The organism is Dactylosporangium sp. CA-152071 (assembly GCF_050936335.1).
In the GTDB taxonomy this organism is placed as follows: Bacteria; Actinomycetota; Actinomycetes; order Mycobacteriales; family Micromonosporaceae; genus Dactylosporangium; species Dactylosporangium maewongense.
This window is the reverse complement of the sequence record NZ_JBNJMZ010000001.1, coordinates 272688-291371: the sequence shown is the minus strand read 5'-3', so window position 1 is coordinate 291371 and position 18684 is coordinate 272688. Positions and strand designations below refer to the sequence as shown.

Here is an 18684-nt window from a genome sequence, read left to right as displayed (position 1 = left end):
GACCCCGGCGTAGCGGCGGTGTGACACGCCGGATGCGCGGACCGTCCGATGGGTCGTGGCGTGTGTTGAACTGGGGCGTGCAGATGCGTCCGGCGGAGTTGGCGGCGATCCGTGCCGGTGATGTCGATGTGGCGTTCCGCCGGTGGGATCGGCCTCGTGTCAAGGTTGGTACCCAGATGCGTACGGCGGTCGGGCTGGTCGAGATCACGTCCGTCGACCGGGTGCCGGTGAGGTCGTTGACCGCAGCGGACGCCCGCCGGGCCGGTGCGGCGTCGCTGGTCGCGTTGCGGGAGGGGTTGGACCGTGTCCACCCGGAGCGTCCGGTGTACCGGATCGGGCTGCGGTACGCGGGCGTGGACCCGCGGCACGCGCTGCGGGAGTCGGTGCCCGACGACGCCGAGATCGACGCGATCGTCGTGTGGCTCGACCGGCTCGACCGTGCCTCTTCGACCGGGCCGTGGACCCGCCAGACGCTGCTGCTGATCGACGAGCTGCCGGCCACCCGGGCACCCGACCTCGCGCAGCGGATGGGGCGCGACACCCCGTCGTTCAAGCAGGACGTGCGCAAGCTGAAGGAACGCGGCCTGACCGAGTCGCTCGACATCGGGTACCGGCTGTCGCCGCGCGGCGCCGCCGTCCTGGACCACGAGGGCCATCCCCGGCCGTCCCGGGACCGACCGGTGCCCGAGCCGGGTATCCCGCTGCCGCACATCGGCGCGGCCGCGACGCGTGCGCTCACCGCACTCGGCGTGGTCCGGCTCGAACAGGTGGCCGGCCTCAGCGAACGCGAGGTGCTGGCGCTGCACGGCGTCGGGGCCTACGCCCTTCAACGCCTACGGGCGGCGCTGGATGAGGCCGGGCTGAGCTTCCGCGACGATCCAGGCGCATCGTCGTAAGGCCTCAGCGCAGTCGCAATTCAAGTTGTCACGTGGTCGAGGTGCCGGAAGGGCCGAATCCGGGCGAACCGCTTGACGGTGAAAATGAAAACCGATACCACTAACGTTGTGAAGACAGCGTTTGTGGGCAAGGGTGGCAGCGGCAAGACGACGCTGGCTGCGCTCTTCGCCCGGTACCTTGCCCAACAGCACGTCCCGCTCCTGGCGATCGACGCGGACATCAACCAGCACCTGGCCGTGGCGCTCGGCGCCGGACAGGACGAGGCCGCGCTGCTGCCGGCGCTCGGCGACCACCTCGACGAGATCAAGGAACACCTGCGCGGGGACAACCCGCGGATCGCCTCGGCCGCGGCGATGCTGAAGACCACGCCGCCCGGCGCGGGGTCGCGGCTGGTCGGCGTCGGCGACGGCAACCCGATCTACGACCGCCTCGTCCGGCCGGTCGGTGGCGTCCGGCTCGCAGTGACGGGCCCGTTCGCCGTCGACGACCTCGGCGTCGCGTGCTACCACTCGAAGGTCGGCGCGGTGGAGTTGCTGCTCAACCACATGCTCGACGGGCCGGGGGAGTACGCGGTGGTGGACATGACCGCCGGCGCCGACTCGTTCGCCTCCGGGCTGTTCACCCGCTTCGACCTGACGTTCCTGGTCTGCGAGCCGACCGTGCGCAGCGTCGGGGTCTACCGGCAGTACACCGGCTACGCCCGCGACCACGGGGTGCGCGTCGCCGTCGTGGGCAACAAGGTCGACGACGCCGACGACGTGGCGTTCCTGCGCGACGAGGTCGGCGACGACCTGCTGGGCTGGATCGGCCGGTCCGCGTTCGTGAAGGCTGCCGAACGCGGCCGGCACCTGCCGATCGGCGATCTGGAGGCGGGCAACGCCGAAGCCCTGCGCACCATGCGGGCCGCGCTGGACGGCTGCGGCAAGGACTGGCCCCGGTACGCCGCACAGGCCGCCGAGTTCCACACCCGCAACGCGACCGCCTGGGGCAACGCCCGCGCCGGCGCGGACCTGACCGCGCAGATCGACCCCGACTTTGTCCTGCAGCCGGCGACCGTCGCCGCGCACTGACCGAAGGAGCACACGATGTCACTCGACGTCCCCACCGCACTGCTGGAGCGGGCCGAGGCCGGCCCTGTCGACGATGCCGAGTTCGTCGCCTGCGTGCGCGACTCCCTGCCGTACGCGTGGACGGTCATCAGCGGCGTCGCCGGCGACCTGCACGCCACCGGCGTCGACTTCGCCGACCACGAGGTGCCGCCGCCGAGCGAGGCCGAACGCGGCCAGCTGCTGCGCGCCCTGGCCAGCGACGCGATCCGCGGCGGCCTGGAGCGGCACTTCGGGGTGAAGCTCGCGTTCCAGAACTGCCACCGGGTCGCCGCGTTCACCCCGGCGGCGGTCGGCGGCGATCGGTACCAGGCGTTCGTCTCCCCGCGCGGTCAGCTGCTCAACCAGTCACCGGAGCTTCGTGACTGCTGATCCGGGCACCGGCATCGGCCCGGCCGGCGGGACGTTGCGTGTCGACGCGTTCCTGCTGGCCGGGCAGTTCCCCGGCGCCGGCCACGGCGACGCGCTGCGCGCCGCGGCCACCTATGCGCAGGCGGCCGAGCGGGCCGGCTTCGACGGCGTCTGGCTCGCCGAGCACCACTTCGTCACGTATGGCACCTGCCCGTCCGCCGTCGCGATGGCGGGGTTCGTCCTCGGCCGGACGCACCGGCTGCGGGTCGGCACCGCCGCGGCGAACCTGTCCAACCGGCACCCGGTCGCCCTGGCCGAGGAGGCCGCGCTGCTCGACGCCGTCTCCGGAGGCCGGTTCGATCTCGGCGTCGCCCGCGGCGGCCCATGGGTCGACCTCGAGGTCTTCGGCACCGGCCTGGACCGTTACAGCCCGGACGGCTTCGCCGAGGCCCTCGACGTCCTGCTCGCCACGCTCGGCGGCGCCGGTACCGTCCGCGGCGACGGGCCACGGTTCGGCTTCCGTACCGTCCCTGTCGTACCGCGGCCGCCGCGTGCGCTGCCCGTCTGGGTCGCCGCGACCTCACCCTCCACTGTGGACCTCGCCGCCGGTCGCGGGCTGCCGCTGCTGCTCGGCGTGCACGACACCGACACCGGCAAGGCCGATTTGATCCTGCGTCACGCCCAGCCGGGCGCCGGACACGTCTCGGCGCATCTGGCGTACGTCGCGGACACCACCGCACAGGCCGAGGACATCCTCCGCGACACGCTACCCACCTGGCTGGCCAGGGCGGGCGAACACGTCCGCATCGACGGCACCACCACGACCCGGAACCTCGCCGACTACGTCGACCACCTGCTGGCCATCCACCCGGTCGGGCCACCCGACCGGTGCGTGCGGCGGCTCGCCGGCACGCTCACCGGCACCGGCGTCCGGCGGGTGCTGCTCATGGTCGAGGCCGGCGGCACGCCGGAGCGGACGATCCGCAACATCGACCGGCTCGGCGCCGAGGTGCTCCCCGTGCTGCGCCGCCTGCCGGCCGCCGCTCAGCCTCCAGCCGGGCAACGATAGCCCGCACCACCGGCCCACATCACCGGCCCACATCGCCTGCCTGCGCCGGCGTGCGTTCCGCATGCGCACATTGCGATGCGACGGCTCGTTATTGAAAATGAAAACGAGTATCGTCTGGCTCGCTCGGGCGGCTGACTGCCCGACGGACGACTCGAATCCGAGGAGCAACCGATATGAAGCTGCGAACACTCGCAGTCGCCGCCGCGCTCACCGGCCTGGCGGCCGGGCTCGCCGCGTGCGGCGACGACGCGGGCACGACGGCCCAACCGGCGGACGCCGCCGGCGCCAAGCTGGCCGTGGTCGCGACCACCACCCAGGTCGCCGACTTCGCCCGCAACATCGGCGGCGACCGGGTCGCCGTCACGCAGCTCATCAAGCCCAACATCGACCCGCACGACTACGAGCCGACCCCGGCCGACCTCACCGCCATCGGCGCCGCGAAGGTGCTCGTCAAGAACGGCGTCGGACTGGAAGGCTGGCTCGACGCGACCATCAGCTCCGCCGGGTTCAAGGGGACCACGGTCGACGCCAGCACCGGCGTGAAGATCCGCCAGGGTGAGGGCGACGAGGCCGACGGGGCCAACCATGGCGACCCGCACATCTGGCACGACCCGCGCAACGCCAAGCTGATGGTGCAGACCATCGAGAAGGCGTTCAGCGCCGCGGCGCCGGCGGACGCCGCGACGTTCGCCGAGCACCTCGCCGACTACAGCGCCAAGCTGGACCAGCTGGACGCCGACATCGCCGCGAAGATCGGCAAGCTGCCCGCCGGCGACCGCAAGCTGGTCACCAACCACGACGCGTTCGGCTACTACATCGACCGGTACCAGCTGCAGTTCGTCGGCTCGATCATCCCAAGCTTCGACACCTCCGCCGAACTGTCCGCCAAGGACGTCGACGACATCGTCGCGAAGATCAAGCAGAGCGGCACGAAGGCCGTGTTCTCCGAGAGCTCGCTGCCGCCGAAGACCGCCGAGGCCATCGCCCGGCAGGCCGGCGTCAGGGTCGTCGCGGGCGAGGACGCGCTGTACGGCGACACCCTCGGCCCAGAAGGCTCCGCCGGCGACACCTACCTCAAGATGGAAGCCCACAACACCGACACCATCGTCAAGGCGCTCGGTGGCTGAGCCCGCGTCGGGACCGGCGACGCCGACGGCCCTCCCCGTCGGCGTCGCCCTGCGCATCGAGCACGCCACCGTCGCCTACGACGGCACCCCCGCCCTGCAGGACGTCGACGCGCAGGTCCTTCCCGGCGAGACCGTCGCGCTGATCGGCCCCAACGGCGCCGGCAAGTCCACCCTCATCAAGGCCGTCCTCGGCCTGGTACCGGTCACCGCCGGCACGATCACGGTCCTGGGGAAGCCGCCGGCCGCGGCCCGCCGCGACGTCGCGTACGTCCCGCAGGCCGACACGCTGGACCCCGAGTTCCCGATCTCCGTGGCGCAGGTCGTGCTCATGGGCCGCTACCGCCGGACCGGCTGGCTGCGCCGGCCCGGCCGCGCCGACCGGCGCATCGCCGCGGAGGCCCTCGCCCAGGTGGGCCTCGCCGACCGGGCCAAGGCCAGGTTCGGCACCCTGTCCGGCGGGCAGCGCCAGCGCGTGCTGCTCGCCCGGGCCATCGCCCAGCAGCCCCGGCTGCTGCTGCTCGACGAGCCGTTCAACGGCGTCGACGCGCTCAGCCAGGACGCGCTGCTCACGGCGATCGAGGTACTCAAACACCGCGGCGCCGCCGTCGTCATCAGCACCCATGACCTGACCCTGGCCCACCTGGCCTGCGACGCCGCCTGCCTGCTCAACCGGCACATGTACGGGTTCGGGCCGGTCCACGACGTGATCACCCCAGCCCTGCTGCGCGCCACGTACGGCAGCCAGGCCCTGGAACTGCGCGGCGACCGCGTCATCGTCGCCCACCCGATCGCGAACCGCCATGCGTAGCGTCCTCGTCGAGCCGTTCACCACGCCGTTCATGGGCCGCGCCCTGGCCGAACTGCTGCTCCTGGCACTGCTCGCCGGCGTCGTCAGCACGTTCGTGCTGGTCCGGCGGCTCGGGTTCGTCGCCGACACGATGACCCACACCGTCTTCCCCGGCGTCGTCGTCGGGTTCCTCGCCGGCGGCGCCGGCGGCGTGTTCCCCGGCGCGCTCGTCGCCGCGGCGGTGACCGCGGTGCTGCTGACCCTGCTCACCCGGTCCCGGCGGGTCACCGACGACACCGCCCTCGCCGTCCTGCTCGCGGCGATGTTCGCCGTCGGGGTCATCCTCGTCTCCCGCCGCAGCTCGTACAGCGCCGACCTCACCGCCTTCCTGTTCGGCCGGCTGCTGGCCGTCACGCCCACCCAGCTCGCCCAGACCGCGGCCGTGACCGGGGTCGTCCTGCTCACGCTCGGCCTGCCGGCCAAGGAGCTTCGGCTGCGGGCGTTCGACCCGCAGACCGCGGCGGCCATGGGCTACCGCGTGTGGCTGCTGGACCTGCTGCTCAACCTGAGCGTCGCCCTCGTCGTCGTCGCGGCCGCCCAGTCCGTCGGCACCATCCTCGTCGTCGCGCTGCTCGTCGTCCCCGCCGCGACCGGCCGGCTGCTCTCCGACCGCCTCGCGGTGATCGCTGCCGCCGGCGTCGTCGCGGCGGCCGCCGCCGGCTACGCCGGCCTCGTCGTCAGCTACCACGCATCCGTCACCTACGGGCTGCGCCTGGCCAGCGGCGCCACCGTCGTGCTCGCCCTCGTCGCGCTGTACCTGCTCGCCCTGCTCGTCCCGCCGCTGCGCCGGCTCGCCGGCCGCGTCACGCACCGCAGGAGGCACGCCGATGCCGTCGCTTGACCTGGCCCTCAACCAAGCCCTCAACCAAGCCCTCAACCAAGCCCTCAACCAAGCCCTCAACCAAGCCTTCAACCGCGCCCTCGTCGAAGCGGTCCTCATCGGTGCCGCCACCGGCCTGCTCGGCGTCCAGGTCGTGCTGCGGCGCCTGTCGTTCTTCACCATGGCGATGACCCACGCCACCTTCCCCGGCGTCGTCATCGCCGCGGTCGTCGGTGTCGACCTGTACCTCGGCGGCGCCACCGCCGGAGTCCTCGCCGCCCTCGCCGTCGTCGCGCTGTCCCGGCGGCGCGGGCACGACCCGAGCACCGCGACCGCCGTGGCGCTCGCCGCCGGGTTCGCGCTCGGCGTGGTGCTGCTGTCCGCGCAACGCGGGTTCACCAAGGACCTCACCGCGTACCTCGTCGGCTCGATCCTCACCGTGACCACCGAGGACCTGTACGTCGCCGTGGCGGTCACCGTCATCGTCGCCGCGGCGCTGGGCGCCGGCCACAAGGCGCTCACGTACACGGCGTTCGACCGTGCCGGTGCCCGGGCCGCCGGCTACCGCACCACCGCCATCGACCTGGGGCTCCTGCTGCTGATCTCGGCGGTGGTCGTCACCGCCGTGCCTGCCGTCGGCACCATCCTCACCCTCGCGCTCGTCGTCGCCCCGGCCGGCGCGGCCCGGCTCTGGACCGACCGGATCGCCACGATGACCGCCGTCGCCGTGAGCCTCGCCGTTGCCAGCACCATCGGCGGCCTGCTGCTGTCACGCAGCTGGGACGTCGCGGCCGGCGCGGCGATCAGCCTGGTCGCCACCGGCTGCTTCGCCGCCTCGATGCTCGCCGGACCACGCCGCGGCCTGCTCGCCCGGTGGCTGCGCCGCCGCCACCGCGGACCGGACGAGGGCTTCCCCCCGGGCGGCGGGAGGGCGCGGATACTCGTACCGTGATCACGGCGGGAACCGCCGTTCGCACGGGCTGGGAAGAGGACGCATGGGGACCACGGAGGACGCCGCGGAGCTGGATGAATACGCGGTGCCGGCGGTGGTGCAGACACCGGCCCGACGGCCGCCGCGCGGTGGTCCGGTCGCCCGGTGGCTGTTGCGGCACCGGGTGCAGCCGGTCGGGCCGGCGGCGGGGGAGGCGCACGCCGAGCAGCACGCCTGGTGGAAGGTGATGTGCCTGACCGGCGTCGACTACTTCTCCAGCCTCGCCTACGTGCCGGCCATCGCGGCGACCGCCGCCGGGGCGCTGTCGCCGCTCGCGACGCTGCTGATCGTGGCGCTGACCCTGTTCGGGATGCTGCCGATGTACCGGCGGGTCGCGAAGGAGAGCCCGCACGGCGCCGGGTCGGTGTCGATGCTGGAGCAGCTGCTGCCGTTCTGGCGCGGCAAGATCTTCGTGCTGGTCCTGCTCGGGTTCGTCGCCACCTCGTGGATCATCACGATCACGCTGTCCGCGGCCGACGCGAGCCTGCACGTGCTGGAGAACCCGCACGCGCCGGGCTTCCTGCACGGCCACGCGGTGGCGCTGACCGTGATCCTGCTGCTGGTCCTGGGCGGGGTGTTCCTGCTCGGGTTCAGCGAGGCGGTCAGCGTCGCCATCCCGCTCGTCGCGGTGTTCCTGACCCTCAACGCGGTCATCGTCGTCGTCGGCGTGGTCGAGGTGGTCACCACGCCGGGCGCGTTCTCCACCTGGACGACCGCGCTGACCGCCGGCGGCACCGGCTTCACCGACCTCGCGCTGCCGGCCGTGCTGGCGTTCCCGCTGCTCGTGCTGGGCCTGTCCGGCTTCGAGACCGGCGTGAGCATGATGCCGCTCGTCGCCGCCGAGGGCGAGGACCCGCAGGAGCGGCTGCGGGCGCGCATCCGCAACGCCCGCAAGCTGCTGACCGTGGCCGCCGCCATCATGAGCGTGTACCTGCTGGCCAGCAGCTTCGTCACCACCGTGCTCATCCCGCCGGCCGAGTTCGAGCCAGGCGGCCAGGCGAACGGCCGGGCCCTCGCCTGGCTGGCACACGAGCAGCTCGGCGAGGTCTTCGGCAGCGTGTACGACCTCAGCACCGTGCTCATCCTGTGGTTCGCCGGCGCGTCGGCGATGGCGGGCCTGGTCAACATCGTGCCCCGGTACCTGCCCGGCTACGGCATGGCCCCGGAATGGGGCCGGGCGGTGCGCCCGGTGGTGCTCGTCTACACCGCGATCAGCGTCGCCATCACGATCGCGTTCGGCGCCGACGTCGACGCCCAGGCCGGCGCGTACGCCACCGGCATCCTCGCCATGATGGTCTCCGGTGCCTTCGCCGTCACCGTGTCCGCGTTCCGGCAGCGGCACAAGGCGGCCGGGTCCGGCTTCGGCCTGCTCACCGCAGTGCTGGCCTACGCCCTGGTGGAGAACATCCGCGACAAGCCCGACGGGCTCGCCATCTCGGGCATGTTCATCGCCGGCATCATCACCGTCTCGCTGATCTCCCGGGTGTCACGCACGACGGAGCTGCGCGCGGACCGCATCGAGTTCGACGACGCCGCCCGCCGGTTCGTCACCGAGACCATCGCCTACGACGGGCGGATCAACCTGATCGCCAACCGCCCCGGCACCGGCACGGCGGCCGAGTACGCGGAGAAGGAGCTCGAACAGCGCGGCGAGAACGCCGTCCCCGGCTCCGCCGATGTCATGTTCCTCGAGGTCACGGTCGTCGACCCGTCGAGCTTCAGCGACACCCTCACCGTCCGCGGCGCCGAGGTCGACGGGCATCGCGTCCTGCGCGCCGAGGCCCCGGCGGCACCGAACGCCATCGCCGCGATCCTGCTCGCCCTGCGCGACACCACCGGCGTCCGCCCGCACTGCTACTTCGCCTGGGCCGAGGGCAGCCCACTGGTCCACATGGTCCGCTACTTCCTCCTCGGCCGCGGCGACACCGCACCCGTCACGCGCGAGATCATCCGCGAGCAGGAACCCGACCCGCAGCGCCGCCCCGGCATCCACGTCGGCGCCTGACGCCCGACGGCGATGCCGGCGGCGCACCGGCGAGGGCGGCAGACGCATGCAGGCGGTCGAAGCTCATGGGGTTCCGTATCCGCCGCCGCCGGGTGTCTCGACGACCAGGACGTCGCCCGGCTGGACGTCGACGGAGCCGCAGCCGGCGAGGTGGACGACACTGCCGTCGGCGCGTTCCACCCGGTTGGTGCCGAGCGCGCCGGGTGAGCCGCCGGCCAGGCCGTACGGCGGCACGCGCCGGTGGCCCGACAGCGTGCTGACGGTCATCGGCTCGCGGAACCGGATGCGGCGCACCGCGCCGTCGCCGCCCCGCCACCGGCCGCCGCCGCCGCTGCCGTGCCGGACGGCGAACCCGTCCAGGAGCACCGGGAAGCGCCATTCGAGGACTTCGGGGTCGGTCAGCCGGGAGTTCGTCATGTGGGTCTGCACCACGGAGGCCCCGTCGAACCCGTCGCCGGCGCCTGAGCCGGAGGCGACGGTCTCGTAGTACTGGTGCCGCTCGTTGCCGAAGCTGACGTTGTTCATCGTCCCGGACCCTTCGGCCTGGACGCCGAGCGCGGCGTAGAGCGCGCCGACGATCGCCTGCGACGTCTCCACGTTTCCGGCGACCACGGCCGCGGGGTGCACGGGCGCGAGCATCGAACCGGCCGGCACCACGATGCGCAGCGGGCGCAGGCAGCCGTCGTTGAGCGGGATCTCGTCGGTCACCAGCGTCCGGAAGACGTACAGCACCGCCGCGGTGACGACCGACGAGGGCGCGTTGAAGTTCGTCGCCAGCTGTGGTGACGTGCCGCTGAAGTCGATCGTCGCGGCGCGGCCGGCGCGGTCCACAGTGATCCGGACCGCGATCGCCGCCCCCGAGTCCATCTCGTAGCGGTACCCGCCGTCGCTGAGGGCGTCGATGACGCGCCGTACCGCCTCCTCGGCGTTGTCCTGGACGTGCCGCATGTACGCCTGCACCACGTCGAGGCCGAAGTGGTCGATCATCCGTCCGACCTCTTCGACACCCTTGGCGTTCGCGGCGACCTGGGCGCGCAGGTCGGCGAGGTTGGTCGCCGGGTTCCGGGACGGGTACGGCGCCTCCATGAGCAGCCGGAGCGTCTCCTCTTCGCGGAACCGGCCGTCCTCGACGAGCGGCCAGGTGTCGAACAGCACGCCCTCCTCGTGGACGTCGCGGCTGTTCGCGGGCATGGAGCCGGGCGTGAGTCCGCCGATCTCCGCGTGGTGGCCCCGGGAGGCCACGTAGAACAGCACCTCGGACCGGTCGGCGCCGAAGACCTGAGTGCCGAAGACCTGAGTGCCGAAGACCGGGGTGACGACGGTGATGTCGGGCAGATGGGTGCCGCCGTGGTACGGGTCGTTGATCGCGTACACGTCGCCGGGCCGCATGCCGGCGCGGCGGCGACGGATGACCTCCTTGATGCTGGCGCTCATCGAGCCGAGGTGCACGGGGATGTGCGGCGCGTTGGCGATGAGACTGCCGTCCGGGTCGAACAGCGCGCACGAGAAGTCCAGCCGCTCCCGGATGTTCACCGACTGCGCGGTCGACTCCAGCCGGGCGCCCATCTGCTCGGCGATCGACATGAAGAGGTTGTTGAAGATCTCCAGCAGCACCGGGTCGACCTGGGTGGTCGCCTCGGAGGCCGTGTCGCTCGGCCCCATCCGTTCCAGCAGCAGGTGCCCGAACTTCGTCACCGCCGCCCGCCAGCCGCCGTCGACCACCGTGGTCGCGTCCGCCTCGGCCACGATGGCCGGACCGCCGACGGTGTCGCCGGGGCGCAGGCGTTCCCGCTCGTACAGCGGCACCTCCCGCCATGCTCCGCCGGTGTACAGGCGGGTCGTGCCGAGCGGCCGTGCGGCGGCGCGTCCGGGCGCGCCGGCGGGATCATCCGGCCGGGAGAGGTCCGGGGGCTCGGTCAGCCCGACGGCCTCGACCGAGACCGCCTCGACGATCAGCGGCCGGTCCATGAGGTACGCGTACATGCGCCGGTATGCCGTCCGGAACGACGTCACCATCGTGTCCAGGTCGGTGAGCTCGACCGGCAGCGCGGTGTCGGTGCCCTCGAAGCGCAGGTGCGCACGCCGGTGCACCCTGATCCGCCGGGCCGGCACGTCCTCGTCCAGCAGCTGCGAGCGGGCCGCCGCCTCCAGCGTGTCCGCGACGCCGGTCAGCTGCCGCATCGCCGCGGGCTCCAGGCGGCGCTCCACCGACTGTTCGCGCATCGCGGTGGTGTCGGCGAGACCGATGCCGAGCGCGGACAGCACACCCGCCATCGGCGGCACGAGCACGGCGCCGATCCCCAGCGAGTCGGCCACCGAGCACGCGTGTTGCCCGCCGGCACCGCCGAACGTCGTGAGCACGTATCCGGTGACGTCACGGCCCTGCTGCACCGAGATCCGTTTCACCGCGTTGGCCATGTTCGCGACCGCGATCTGCCGGTACCCCTCCGCGACCTGCTCCGGCGTGCGCTCGTCGCCGGTGCGCCCGGCGATGGCCGCGCTCAGCTCGGCGAACCCGCGTCGCACCACGCCGGCATCCAGCGGCTGGTCACCGTCGGGCCCGAAGACCTGGGGAAACGTCGAGGGCTGGATCCGGCCGAGCATCACGTTGGCGTCGGTGATGGTGAGCGGCCCGCCGTTGCGGTAGCAGGCCGGCCCGGGGTCGGCACCCGCGGAGTCCGGCCCGACGCGGTAGCGGGCGCCGTCGAAGTGCAGGACCGACCCGCCTCCCGCCGCGACGGTGTGAATGTCGATCATGGGGGCACGCAGCCGTACCCCCGCGATCTGGGTGTGGAAGACCCGCTCGTACTGGCCGGCGTAGTGCGACACGTCCGTGGAGGTGCCGCCCATGTCGAAGCCGATCACCTTGTCGAAGCCGGCCAGCTGCGACATGCGCGCCATGCCGACGATGCCACCGGCCGGACCGGACAGGATCGCGTCCTTGCCGCGGAAGTGCCCCGCCTCGGCCAGGCCCCCGTTGGACTGCATGAACATCAGCCGTACGCCGCTCAGCTGCTCCGCCACAGCTTCGACGTACCGGCGCAGCACCGGCGACAGGTACGCGTCGACGACGGTGGTGTCGCCGCGCGGCACCAGTTTCATCAACGGGCTCACCTCGCTGGAGCACGAGACCTGGTCGAAGCCGACCCGCTCCGCCAGCCTCCCGATGTCCCGTTCGTGGGCCGGGTACAGGTGGCTGTGCAGGCAGACCACCGCGACAGCGTGGATGCCGCTGTCGCGCGCCCGCCGCAGGTCGTCGGCCAGCCGGTCGAGGTCCGGCGAACGCAGCACGGTGCCGTCGGCCGACATCCGTTCGTCCACCTCGATCACGCGCTCGTACAGCACGTCCGGTGGCACGATCCGCCGGTCGAAGATGCGTGGCCGGTTCTGGTAGCCGATGCGCAGCGCGTCGCCGAAGCCCTCGGTGACGACCAGCGCGGTGCGTTCGCCCCTGCGCTCCAGCAGCGCGTTCGTGGCGACCGTGGTCCCCATCCGCACCGCCTCGATCCGGTCCACCGGTATCGGCACCGCGTCGGGAACACCGAGCAGCGCCCGGATTCCGGCGACCGCCGCGTCGGCGTAGCGTGCCGGGTTGTTCGACAGCAGCTTGCGCGTCACCAGCCGGCCGTCGTCCGGCCTCCTGGCGACGATGTCGGTGAACGTGCCGCCACGGTCGATCCAGAACTGCCACCGTCGGCCTACCATCGCGGGACCTCCTCTTCCGGTGCCGGTGACGCGTCGTCGCGGGGGCACGGACGGGATACCGTTGGCGGAGTCTGCGGGGAGGCGAATTCCCGGTGGCACACCAGACGGTCGGCGTCTACAGCGAGACCGCGCCCGGCGAGCGGCGCGTGGCGGTCGTGCCCGCGGCCGTCCGTTCCATTCTCGACCTCGGGCTCGTGGTCGTCGTCGAAACCTGCGCCGGGTGCGCGGCCTGGTTCCCCGATGCCGACTACGCCCGGGCCGGGGCGACGCCGGTGCCCCGCGCCGAGGTGTTCGACACGGCCGACATCCTCATCGGTGTCCGGCCACCGAACGTCGCCGCGACCCACCGGTTCCGTGCCGGGCAGGCGCTCATCTGTCTCCTGCGACCGCTGTGCGTGCCGGATCTGGTCCGCCGGTGGGCCGAGCAGGGTCTCACCATCATCGCCGCCGACCTGATGCCGCCCACTCCTGGCCATGCGGGGCCGATGGACTTCCTCGGTGCGCAGGAGCGGGTCGCCGGCTACCAGGCGGCGCTGACCGCCGCTGACGTCTTCGGCCGCGGCCTCTCCGGACCCGCTCGCGGCGGCGGCGCGGTCCGGCCCGCGCGGGTCCTCGTCATCGGCCGTGGACCCGCGGGTTACGAAGCCGCTGTCACCGTGCGCCGGTTGGGCGCGGAGGTCCACGTCTGCGAGGCCCGTCGACGCTCGTGCGCGGACATCACGGCGGGCGTCCGGGACAGCGACATCGTCATCGCCACGGCCGAGATTCCGGGTCGGCGGCCGCCGGTGCTCGTGTCCGCGCGAGACCTGCGGACCATGCGGCCGGGATCCGTCGTGCTCGACACCACGACCGACGGGTTCGGCCGCGTTGTCGAGCTCGCGGAGCCCGGCACCGCACGGGTGGTGGATCCCGGTGTCACGGTCGTCGGCGACGACAACCTGGCGTCCAGGACACCCACCGGCGCGTCGAATGCCTTTGCGACGGGCATCGCGGTCCTGCTCACGCATCTCGTCCACGACGGTCGGCTGTCGATCGACCTTGCCGATCCCGTCCAGGCCGAGCTGGTGGTGGCGCACCATCGGGACATCCTCAACGACGCGGTGTGGCGGCGGATCCTGGACGGGATCTCACTGGCGGGCCTGCCCTGATGCGTGCCGCGCCATGGAACCCGCGAGTTCGGCGCAGTGCGTGTAGTACTGGCAGGCCAGCACGGCGTCCAGCGCGGCGTCCACATCGACCGGAGCCGGCTCGTGCAGCAGCAGGTGGTCAAGCCGTCGCCGCAGCCGGCCAACCTCGGCACCGGCCGCCTCGATCCGCTCCTCCGTGCCGGCCGGCGGCGATGCCCCGGCGCCGCCCGCCGTGACCATCAGGTCGGCGCAGACCCGGCCCATGCGGCTGACGACGGCCCACACCTCGGCCGGCATCGCCGGCCGCGCCGGCCGCGACCCGGCGATCTCGGCCAGCCGCTTCGCCAGCCCTGCGACGCACTCCGCGTCGGCGTTCACCTGCGCGGCGGCGAGGATCGCCGGCACAGCGCCGGCCGGCGCCGCGTCCCGGGTCTCCTCGATCGCCAACGCCTGGTCGTCGACGGCCCGGTGCAGCGCGTACAACGCCTTATCGGCAGCCTGCAGCGCGTCCGCGGCGGAGGGGCCGGAGTCCGACAGCGCTTCGGTGACGTGCTCCACCGCGACGCGCGAGCGCTCGACCACCTCGGCCAGGTGACCGCTGAGCCCGCTCGTTTCCTGAGGATTCCACACGCTGGGCTCCCGCTGGATGGCCGCGACACCGGATCGTGTTGCGCCGCCCGGGGCGCGTGGCGTCGTGCACGGCCGACTACCCCGGACGCCGCGCGCCAATCACCCGCGGCCCCGCCGATGCCTCACGCAGCCCTCACGATGCCCCGATGACTCACCCCACGCGGTCACACCCTCGACGTAGGTTGGGCGGTAGGCCTACGAGACGTGCGGGAGAGCCCAACTGGGTGACAGTTGAGCTGAGAGGCTGAACGACCGAGAGGTCGACCGCGATCCCCACGACCTGATCCAGGCAATGCTGGCGAAGGGAAACCGCCTCGTAGGTCTCTTGCTGTGGCGTGCATTGTGACCTCGAGCGGTAGGGGCATTCGGCCGTTCCTGGACGGTCAGCGCCAGTCGAAGTGCTCGCGGTGGATGTTGCGGTTCGGGATGCCGGCTTCGCGGAACCGGCGCACGAACGCGCCGACCATGCCGGCGGGGCCGCAGTCGAACCATGCCTCGACCGCGGGCAACACCGAGATCAGCACGATCGCGACCGACATGAGCAGGACCGCTTCGGCGCCGGCGAGCTGACCCGCGAACGACAGCCACCCGCCGTCGGACGGGCCGACGATGATCCAGGCCGCGGCGTACCCGCCGGCCAGCGCCCACACGCTGGCCGGGCTGAGTCGTCGCGCCGGGGGCAGCACCGATCGCACCGATGCGGTGACCGGCCGGGCGAGCAGCGTCACCCCATCACCATCCCACCGCCGGCGACGACCGGCGCGAGATCCGGCAAAGCCGGCGGACCCGTCCCGCCGGCGACGGTCGCGGCGTGCCGCACGGGTCACAGCGGCAGCATGCTGACCCGGTTTCCTCACTGGCCGGCGATCCACGGCGCGATGCGGTGCCGGTTCATGAGCCGAAGTGCGCGGCGTCGAGCGCGGCCTGCAGGGAGCGGCGGTAGCCGTCGCTGGTGACGGTGGCGCCGGACACCGAGTCGAAGTCGGCGCTCTGCGCCCGCAGGACCGCATCACGCAGCGCCGGCACCGCATTCGAGTTGATCTCCCGGTCGCGCCGGTTGCCGCTGGGCACCTGCAGCGCCACCACGTCGGTGATCCGGCCGCCGGAGATGATCACCCGCACCTGCACCGGCCCCCACCGGGTCTGCGAGACGGTGCCGTTGACGACCGTGGAGCCCGGCGGGGCGGAGGAGCCGGCCGACGGCCCGGGGGCTGGGCCGCCGGGTACCACACCCGGCGCCGCGCCGACGGCGCCGGGCGTGTCCGGGGCCGTCGCACCCATCGTGCTGGTGCGGTAGCTGAACAGCAACACGACTGCCGCCAACGTGGACATCAGCCACAGCGTGATCCGCCTCATCCGTGCCCTCCCTACCAGCTGATCGCTCGGTGTGCACGCGCCGCGGGGTCACGCTGGACGCCGGCTACGGGCCGGGTCGGAAGAGGGCGAGGCACCGTGTCACTGTGCCGCGCGGTTCTTCGAGGATTCTTAGCTTGAGATTTAACCAACGGCCCGGGCGATCAGAAGATCGTCCGGGCCGTTTCGGTGTGTCGCAAGGATATGGGTACGGCCACCCGTGATCATTCGGAGTGCTGAAGCTTCGAAGGATGCGGGGTGGCCGTGGGGCCTACTATGCCAGGTTTGCAGGCTGTGGTGGCAACAGATGCCTCGGTGTGTCGTGCGGCATTGGTCGCGTTCCGAGCCGGATTGTATGCGTGCTTCAGCAGACGCGCGGACGCGTTGTTCGAGCTCGTGGATGCGGTGTTGACCGCTGATGGTCCGGTGGACTCCCTGGTGGAACTGTCGCAGGAGAAGGTGTTCCGGCGTGGACACGGGGCGTTGTATGACGCGCTGGCCTGTGGTGATCTCGACGTTGAACAGCTGGCTGGGCTGATCGCGTCGTCGTGGCAGCCCGCCGACGACGGTCCGGTGAAGATCGCGGTGGATACCTCGGCGTGGCCACGGCCGGACGCGGTGACCTCTGCGGGGCTGTGTCACTGCTACACCTCCTGCCGTTGCGACGGATCCCGCAAGACGATTCCGGGCTGGCCGTTCTCCTTCGCCGCCGGGTTGGAGTGGGGTGCGTCGTCGTGGACCGCGCTGCTGGACGTGGTGCGTATCGGCCCGGACGACGACGTGACGGTGGTGACGGTCGCCCAGATCGCCAATGTGCTGGCCCGTCTGGAGGAGGCCGGGACGCTCGCGCGGCGGCCCGCGCCGGTGTTCACGTTCGACTCCGGATACGACCTGACCCGCATCACCTATCTCGCCGGACTCGACGGTCTGGGTGTGCAGGTCCTGGGTCGGGTGCGCAGCGACCGGGTGTTCTACGCACCGGCACCCAAGCGACGCAAGGACGGTCGGCCGGGCCGGCCCAGGAAGCACGGCAGCCGGTTCGAACTGTCCAAGCCGACAGCGCTTCCGGCGCCCGATCAGCGGCTGCGTGGGCAGAACCCGCGATACGGCGAGGTGATGGTCAGCGCGTGGCACGGGCTGCACCAGAAACTGTCCAGACAGGCCGGCTGGACCGACTTCGAGGGGGTGCTACCGGTCGTGGCTGGCACCGTGATCCGCATCCAGGTCGAGCGTCTGCCCGGCAACCGGGCGCCGCAAGACCTGTGGCTGTGGCACACCGCACCACCGGGCACCGTCTTTGACCTGGACCTGCTGTGGAAGACCTACCTCCGCCGGTTCGATGTGGAACACACCTTCCGGCTGCTCAAGTCCACCCTGGGCTGGACCGCCCCGCAGATTCGTACTCCTGAGCAGGGTGAACGCTGGACATGGCTGATCCTGGCCGCGCACGCCCAGCTGCGGCTGGCGAAGACCCTCACGACTGATCTACGCCGTCCCTGGGAGAAGACGATCCCTGCGGGGCGGTCGATGACCCCTGGACGGGTCCGCCGGGGTTTCCGTAACCTGCGCCGGCATCTGGGCACTCCGGCCGGTAGGCCGAAAACCACCAATCCTGGTCCCGGCCGTCCCGTGGGTAGCACCCGGCCTCCGCGAACCCGCTACCCAGTCGGCAAGAAGAAGTCCACAGTGGACACACCAAAAGTCAACAATCAGGCACTCAAGGGATAAAACTCAAGCTTAGAGCGACCGGCGATAGGTGTCATTTGAGTCGGCGGGTGGTTGGTCGGGTGTCCCAGCGGTAGAGCGTGCGGGCTCGTTGGATGAGTTGACGGATGGTGACGATCGCGGCGGCCAGGTACAGGTAGAAGTCGACGATCGTGGCGTCGCGGTCGGTGCAGCGGCGGATCTTGCCGAAGCTGTTCATCCATGAGTTCGTGCGCTCGACGACCCAGCGTTTGCCGATCTGGATCGGGGCGGGTATGCCCTTGCGGGCGATCTGCGCGTCGAAGCCGAGTTCGTCGAGCAGGTCACGGCAGCGGTTGTTGTCGTAGCCGCGATCCAGGTGTGCGGTGACCTGCTCAGGCCAGCGGTGGCGCAGTTGGGTGCTGCACGCTTCGAAGGTGTCACGCAGCAACGGCGAGTCGTGCCGGTTGGCGCTGGCGCCGGTGATCCCGAGTGGGATGCCGTAGCCGTCCACGCCGGTCGAGCGTTTCATGCCGCCTTTGCCGCGGTCGACCGGGGACCGGCCGGCCCGGTCGCCGCCGCACGGCGCTTTCGTGATGGCGCCGTCGGCGCTGACATCGGTCAGGTCCAGCCCGATCATCCGGTCGTAGGCGTCCAGGGCAAGCTCGTGGACCTGTTCACCGAGACCGGCATCGGCCCACAACCGCAGACGCCGGCGGATCGTCCGGTCCGAGCAGGCATCCGACGCGACACGTTCATAGCCGGACCCGTGCACCAACGCAGCGATGACGTGCTCGAACACGACCCGGTCCGGGATCCGGCGGCGGTGGCAGCCCAGAGGATGCGACGGGTCGAACTCGGGTTGCTCAGGCCACAGCGCGGCGAACTGGACCCAGACAGGCTCGAACAACGAAGATGGCAGCGCAGGCACGGGACTCCATCGGTCACGAAGCGTAGAGAACTCCGATAATCG

16 protein-coding genes are annotated in these 18684 nt (G+C 71.8%); 11 read left to right on the top strand and 5 right to left on the bottom strand.

All coding sequences use genetic code 11. The features are described from left to right. Positions 1–176: 176 nt before the first annotated feature. From ACQEVZ_RS01110 to ACQEVZ_RS01070, 9 genes are all read left to right on the top strand, one after another. Entirely contained in the window at positions 177–896 is a 720-nt protein-coding gene (locus ACQEVZ_RS01110) for a hypothetical protein (protein ID WP_433359986.1), read from the top strand. Positions 897–1004: 108 nt separating this feature from the next. Continuing rightward, the gene (locus tag ACQEVZ_RS01105) at positions 1005–1967 is read left to right on the top strand and encodes an ATP-binding protein (protein WP_354901029.1); all 963 of its coding nucleotides are present in this window, start codon (positions 1005–1007) and stop codon (positions 1965–1967) included. A 15-nt stretch (positions 1968–1982) separates the two neighbouring features. After that, the gene (locus ACQEVZ_RS01100) at positions 1983–2375 is read left to right on the top strand and encodes an SCO5389 family protein (protein WP_433359982.1); all 393 of its coding nucleotides are present in this window, start codon (positions 1983–1985) and stop codon (positions 2373–2375) included. Continuing rightward, entirely contained in the window at positions 2365–3423 is a 1059-nt protein-coding gene (locus ACQEVZ_RS01095; RefSeq protein ID WP_433359979.1) for an LLM class flavin-dependent oxidoreductase, read from the top strand. The genes ACQEVZ_RS01100 and ACQEVZ_RS01095 overlap by 11 nt, the downstream gene beginning before the upstream one ends. A gap of 173 nt (positions 3424–3596) precedes the next feature. After that, on the top strand, positions 3597–4550 hold the full coding sequence (locus tag ACQEVZ_RS01090) for a metal ABC transporter substrate-binding protein (protein WP_433359976.1): 954 nt from the start codon (positions 3597–3599) through the stop codon (positions 4548–4550). Next, complete coding sequence (locus ACQEVZ_RS01085; protein WP_433359973.1) at positions 4543–5358, top strand: metal ABC transporter ATP-binding protein; 816 nt, start codon at positions 4543–4545, stop codon at positions 5356–5358. Before ACQEVZ_RS01090 ends, ACQEVZ_RS01085 begins: the two co-directional genes overlap by 8 nt. Continuing rightward, on the top strand, positions 5351–6238 hold the full coding sequence (locus tag ACQEVZ_RS01080; RefSeq protein WP_433359970.1) for a metal ABC transporter permease: 888 nt from the start codon (positions 5351–5353) through the stop codon (positions 6236–6238). The genes ACQEVZ_RS01085 and ACQEVZ_RS01080 overlap by 8 nt, the downstream gene beginning before the upstream one ends. Then, positions 6225–7169: a metal ABC transporter permease gene (locus tag ACQEVZ_RS01075; RefSeq protein WP_433359967.1), complete on the top strand. Its 945-nt coding sequence runs from the start codon at positions 6225–6227 to the stop codon at positions 7167–7169. The genes ACQEVZ_RS01080 and ACQEVZ_RS01075 overlap by 14 nt, the downstream gene beginning before the upstream one ends. Before the next feature lie 43 nt (positions 7170–7212). Further along, the gene (locus ACQEVZ_RS01070; protein ID WP_433359964.1) at positions 7213–9213 is read left to right on the top strand and encodes an amino acid transporter; all 2001 of its coding nucleotides are present in this window, start codon (positions 7213–7215) and stop codon (positions 9211–9213) included. Positions 9214–9276: 63 nt separating this feature from the next. Here the strand turns inward: ACQEVZ_RS01070 and ACQEVZ_RS01065 are convergent, their stop codons facing one another. Continuing rightward, positions 9277–12918 carry a hydantoinase B/oxoprolinase family protein gene (locus ACQEVZ_RS01065; protein WP_433359961.1) on the bottom strand — a complete coding sequence of 1214 codons (3642 nt, stop codon included), beginning with the start codon at positions 12916–12918 and terminating at the stop codon, positions 9277–9279. A gap of 92 nt (positions 12919–13010) precedes the next feature. Between ACQEVZ_RS01065 and ACQEVZ_RS01060 the strand changes: the two genes are divergently transcribed. After that, the gene (locus ACQEVZ_RS01060) at positions 13011–14066 is read left to right on the top strand and encodes an NAD-binding protein (protein ID WP_433359958.1); all 1056 of its coding nucleotides are present in this window, start codon (positions 13011–13013) and stop codon (positions 14064–14066) included. On the opposite strand, the gene ACQEVZ_RS01055 is transcribed toward ACQEVZ_RS01060, so the two are convergent. From ACQEVZ_RS01055 to ACQEVZ_RS01045, 3 genes are all read right to left on the bottom strand, one after another. Next, complete coding sequence (locus ACQEVZ_RS01055) at positions 14046–14675, bottom strand: hypothetical protein (protein WP_433359955.1); 630 nt, start codon at positions 14673–14675, stop codon at positions 14046–14048. The genes ACQEVZ_RS01060 and ACQEVZ_RS01055 overlap by 21 nt on opposite strands. A gap of 383 nt (positions 14676–15058) precedes the next feature. Then, on the bottom strand, positions 15059–15403 hold the full coding sequence (locus ACQEVZ_RS01050) for a hypothetical protein (protein WP_433359952.1): 345 nt from the start codon (positions 15401–15403) through the stop codon (positions 15059–15061). 163 nt (positions 15404–15566) lie between these two features. After that, positions 15567–16031, bottom strand: coding sequence for an FMN-binding protein (locus ACQEVZ_RS01045; protein WP_433359949.1), 465 nt, complete (start codon positions 16029–16031; stop codon positions 15567–15569). A gap of 273 nt (positions 16032–16304) precedes the next feature. On the opposite strand from ACQEVZ_RS01045, the gene ACQEVZ_RS01040 reads away from it, so the two are divergent. Further along, positions 16305–17756 carry an NF041680 family putative transposase gene (locus ACQEVZ_RS01040; protein ID WP_433359946.1) on the top strand — a complete coding sequence of 484 codons (1452 nt, stop codon included), beginning with the start codon at positions 16305–16307 and terminating at the stop codon, positions 17754–17756. A gap of 31 nt (positions 17757–17787) precedes the next feature. Here ACQEVZ_RS01040 and ACQEVZ_RS01035 read toward each other — a convergent pair whose 3' ends face one another. Then, entirely contained in the window at positions 17788–18642 is an 855-nt protein-coding gene (locus tag ACQEVZ_RS01035) for an IS5 family transposase (RefSeq protein WP_433376559.1), read from the bottom strand. Positions 18643–18684: the final 42 nt, after the last annotated feature.

Coding starts and splice junctions, on each gene's coding strand:
- ACQEVZ_RS01110 (WP_433359986.1), top strand. CDS start 177: ATGCGTACGGCGGTCGGGCTGGTCGAGATCACGTCCGTCGACCGGGTG.
- ACQEVZ_RS01100 (WP_433359982.1), top strand. CDS start 1,983: ATGTCACTCGACGTCCCCACCGCACTGCTGGAGCGGGCCGAGGCCGGC.
- ACQEVZ_RS01040 (WP_433359946.1), top strand. CDS start 16,305: ATGCCAGGTTTGCAGGCTGTGGTGGCAACAGATGCCTCGGTGTGTCGT.
- ACQEVZ_RS01070 (WP_433359964.1), top strand. CDS start 7,213: ATGGGGACCACGGAGGACGCCGCGGAGCTGGATGAATACGCGGTGCCG.
- ACQEVZ_RS01045 (WP_433359949.1), bottom strand. CDS start 16,031: ATGAGGCGGATCACGCTGTGGCTGATGTCCACGTTGGCGGCAGTCGTG.
- ACQEVZ_RS01075 (WP_433359967.1), top strand. CDS start 6,225: ATGCCGTCGCTTGACCTGGCCCTCAACCAAGCCCTCAACCAAGCCCTC.
- ACQEVZ_RS01080 (WP_433359970.1), top strand. CDS start 5,351: ATGCGTAGCGTCCTCGTCGAGCCGTTCACCACGCCGTTCATGGGCCGC.
- ACQEVZ_RS01090 (WP_433359976.1), top strand. CDS start 3,597: ATGAAGCTGCGAACACTCGCAGTCGCCGCCGCGCTCACCGGCCTGGCG.
- ACQEVZ_RS01065 (WP_433359961.1), bottom strand. CDS start 12,918: ATGGTAGGCCGACGGTGGCAGTTCTGGATCGACCGTGGCGGCACGTTC.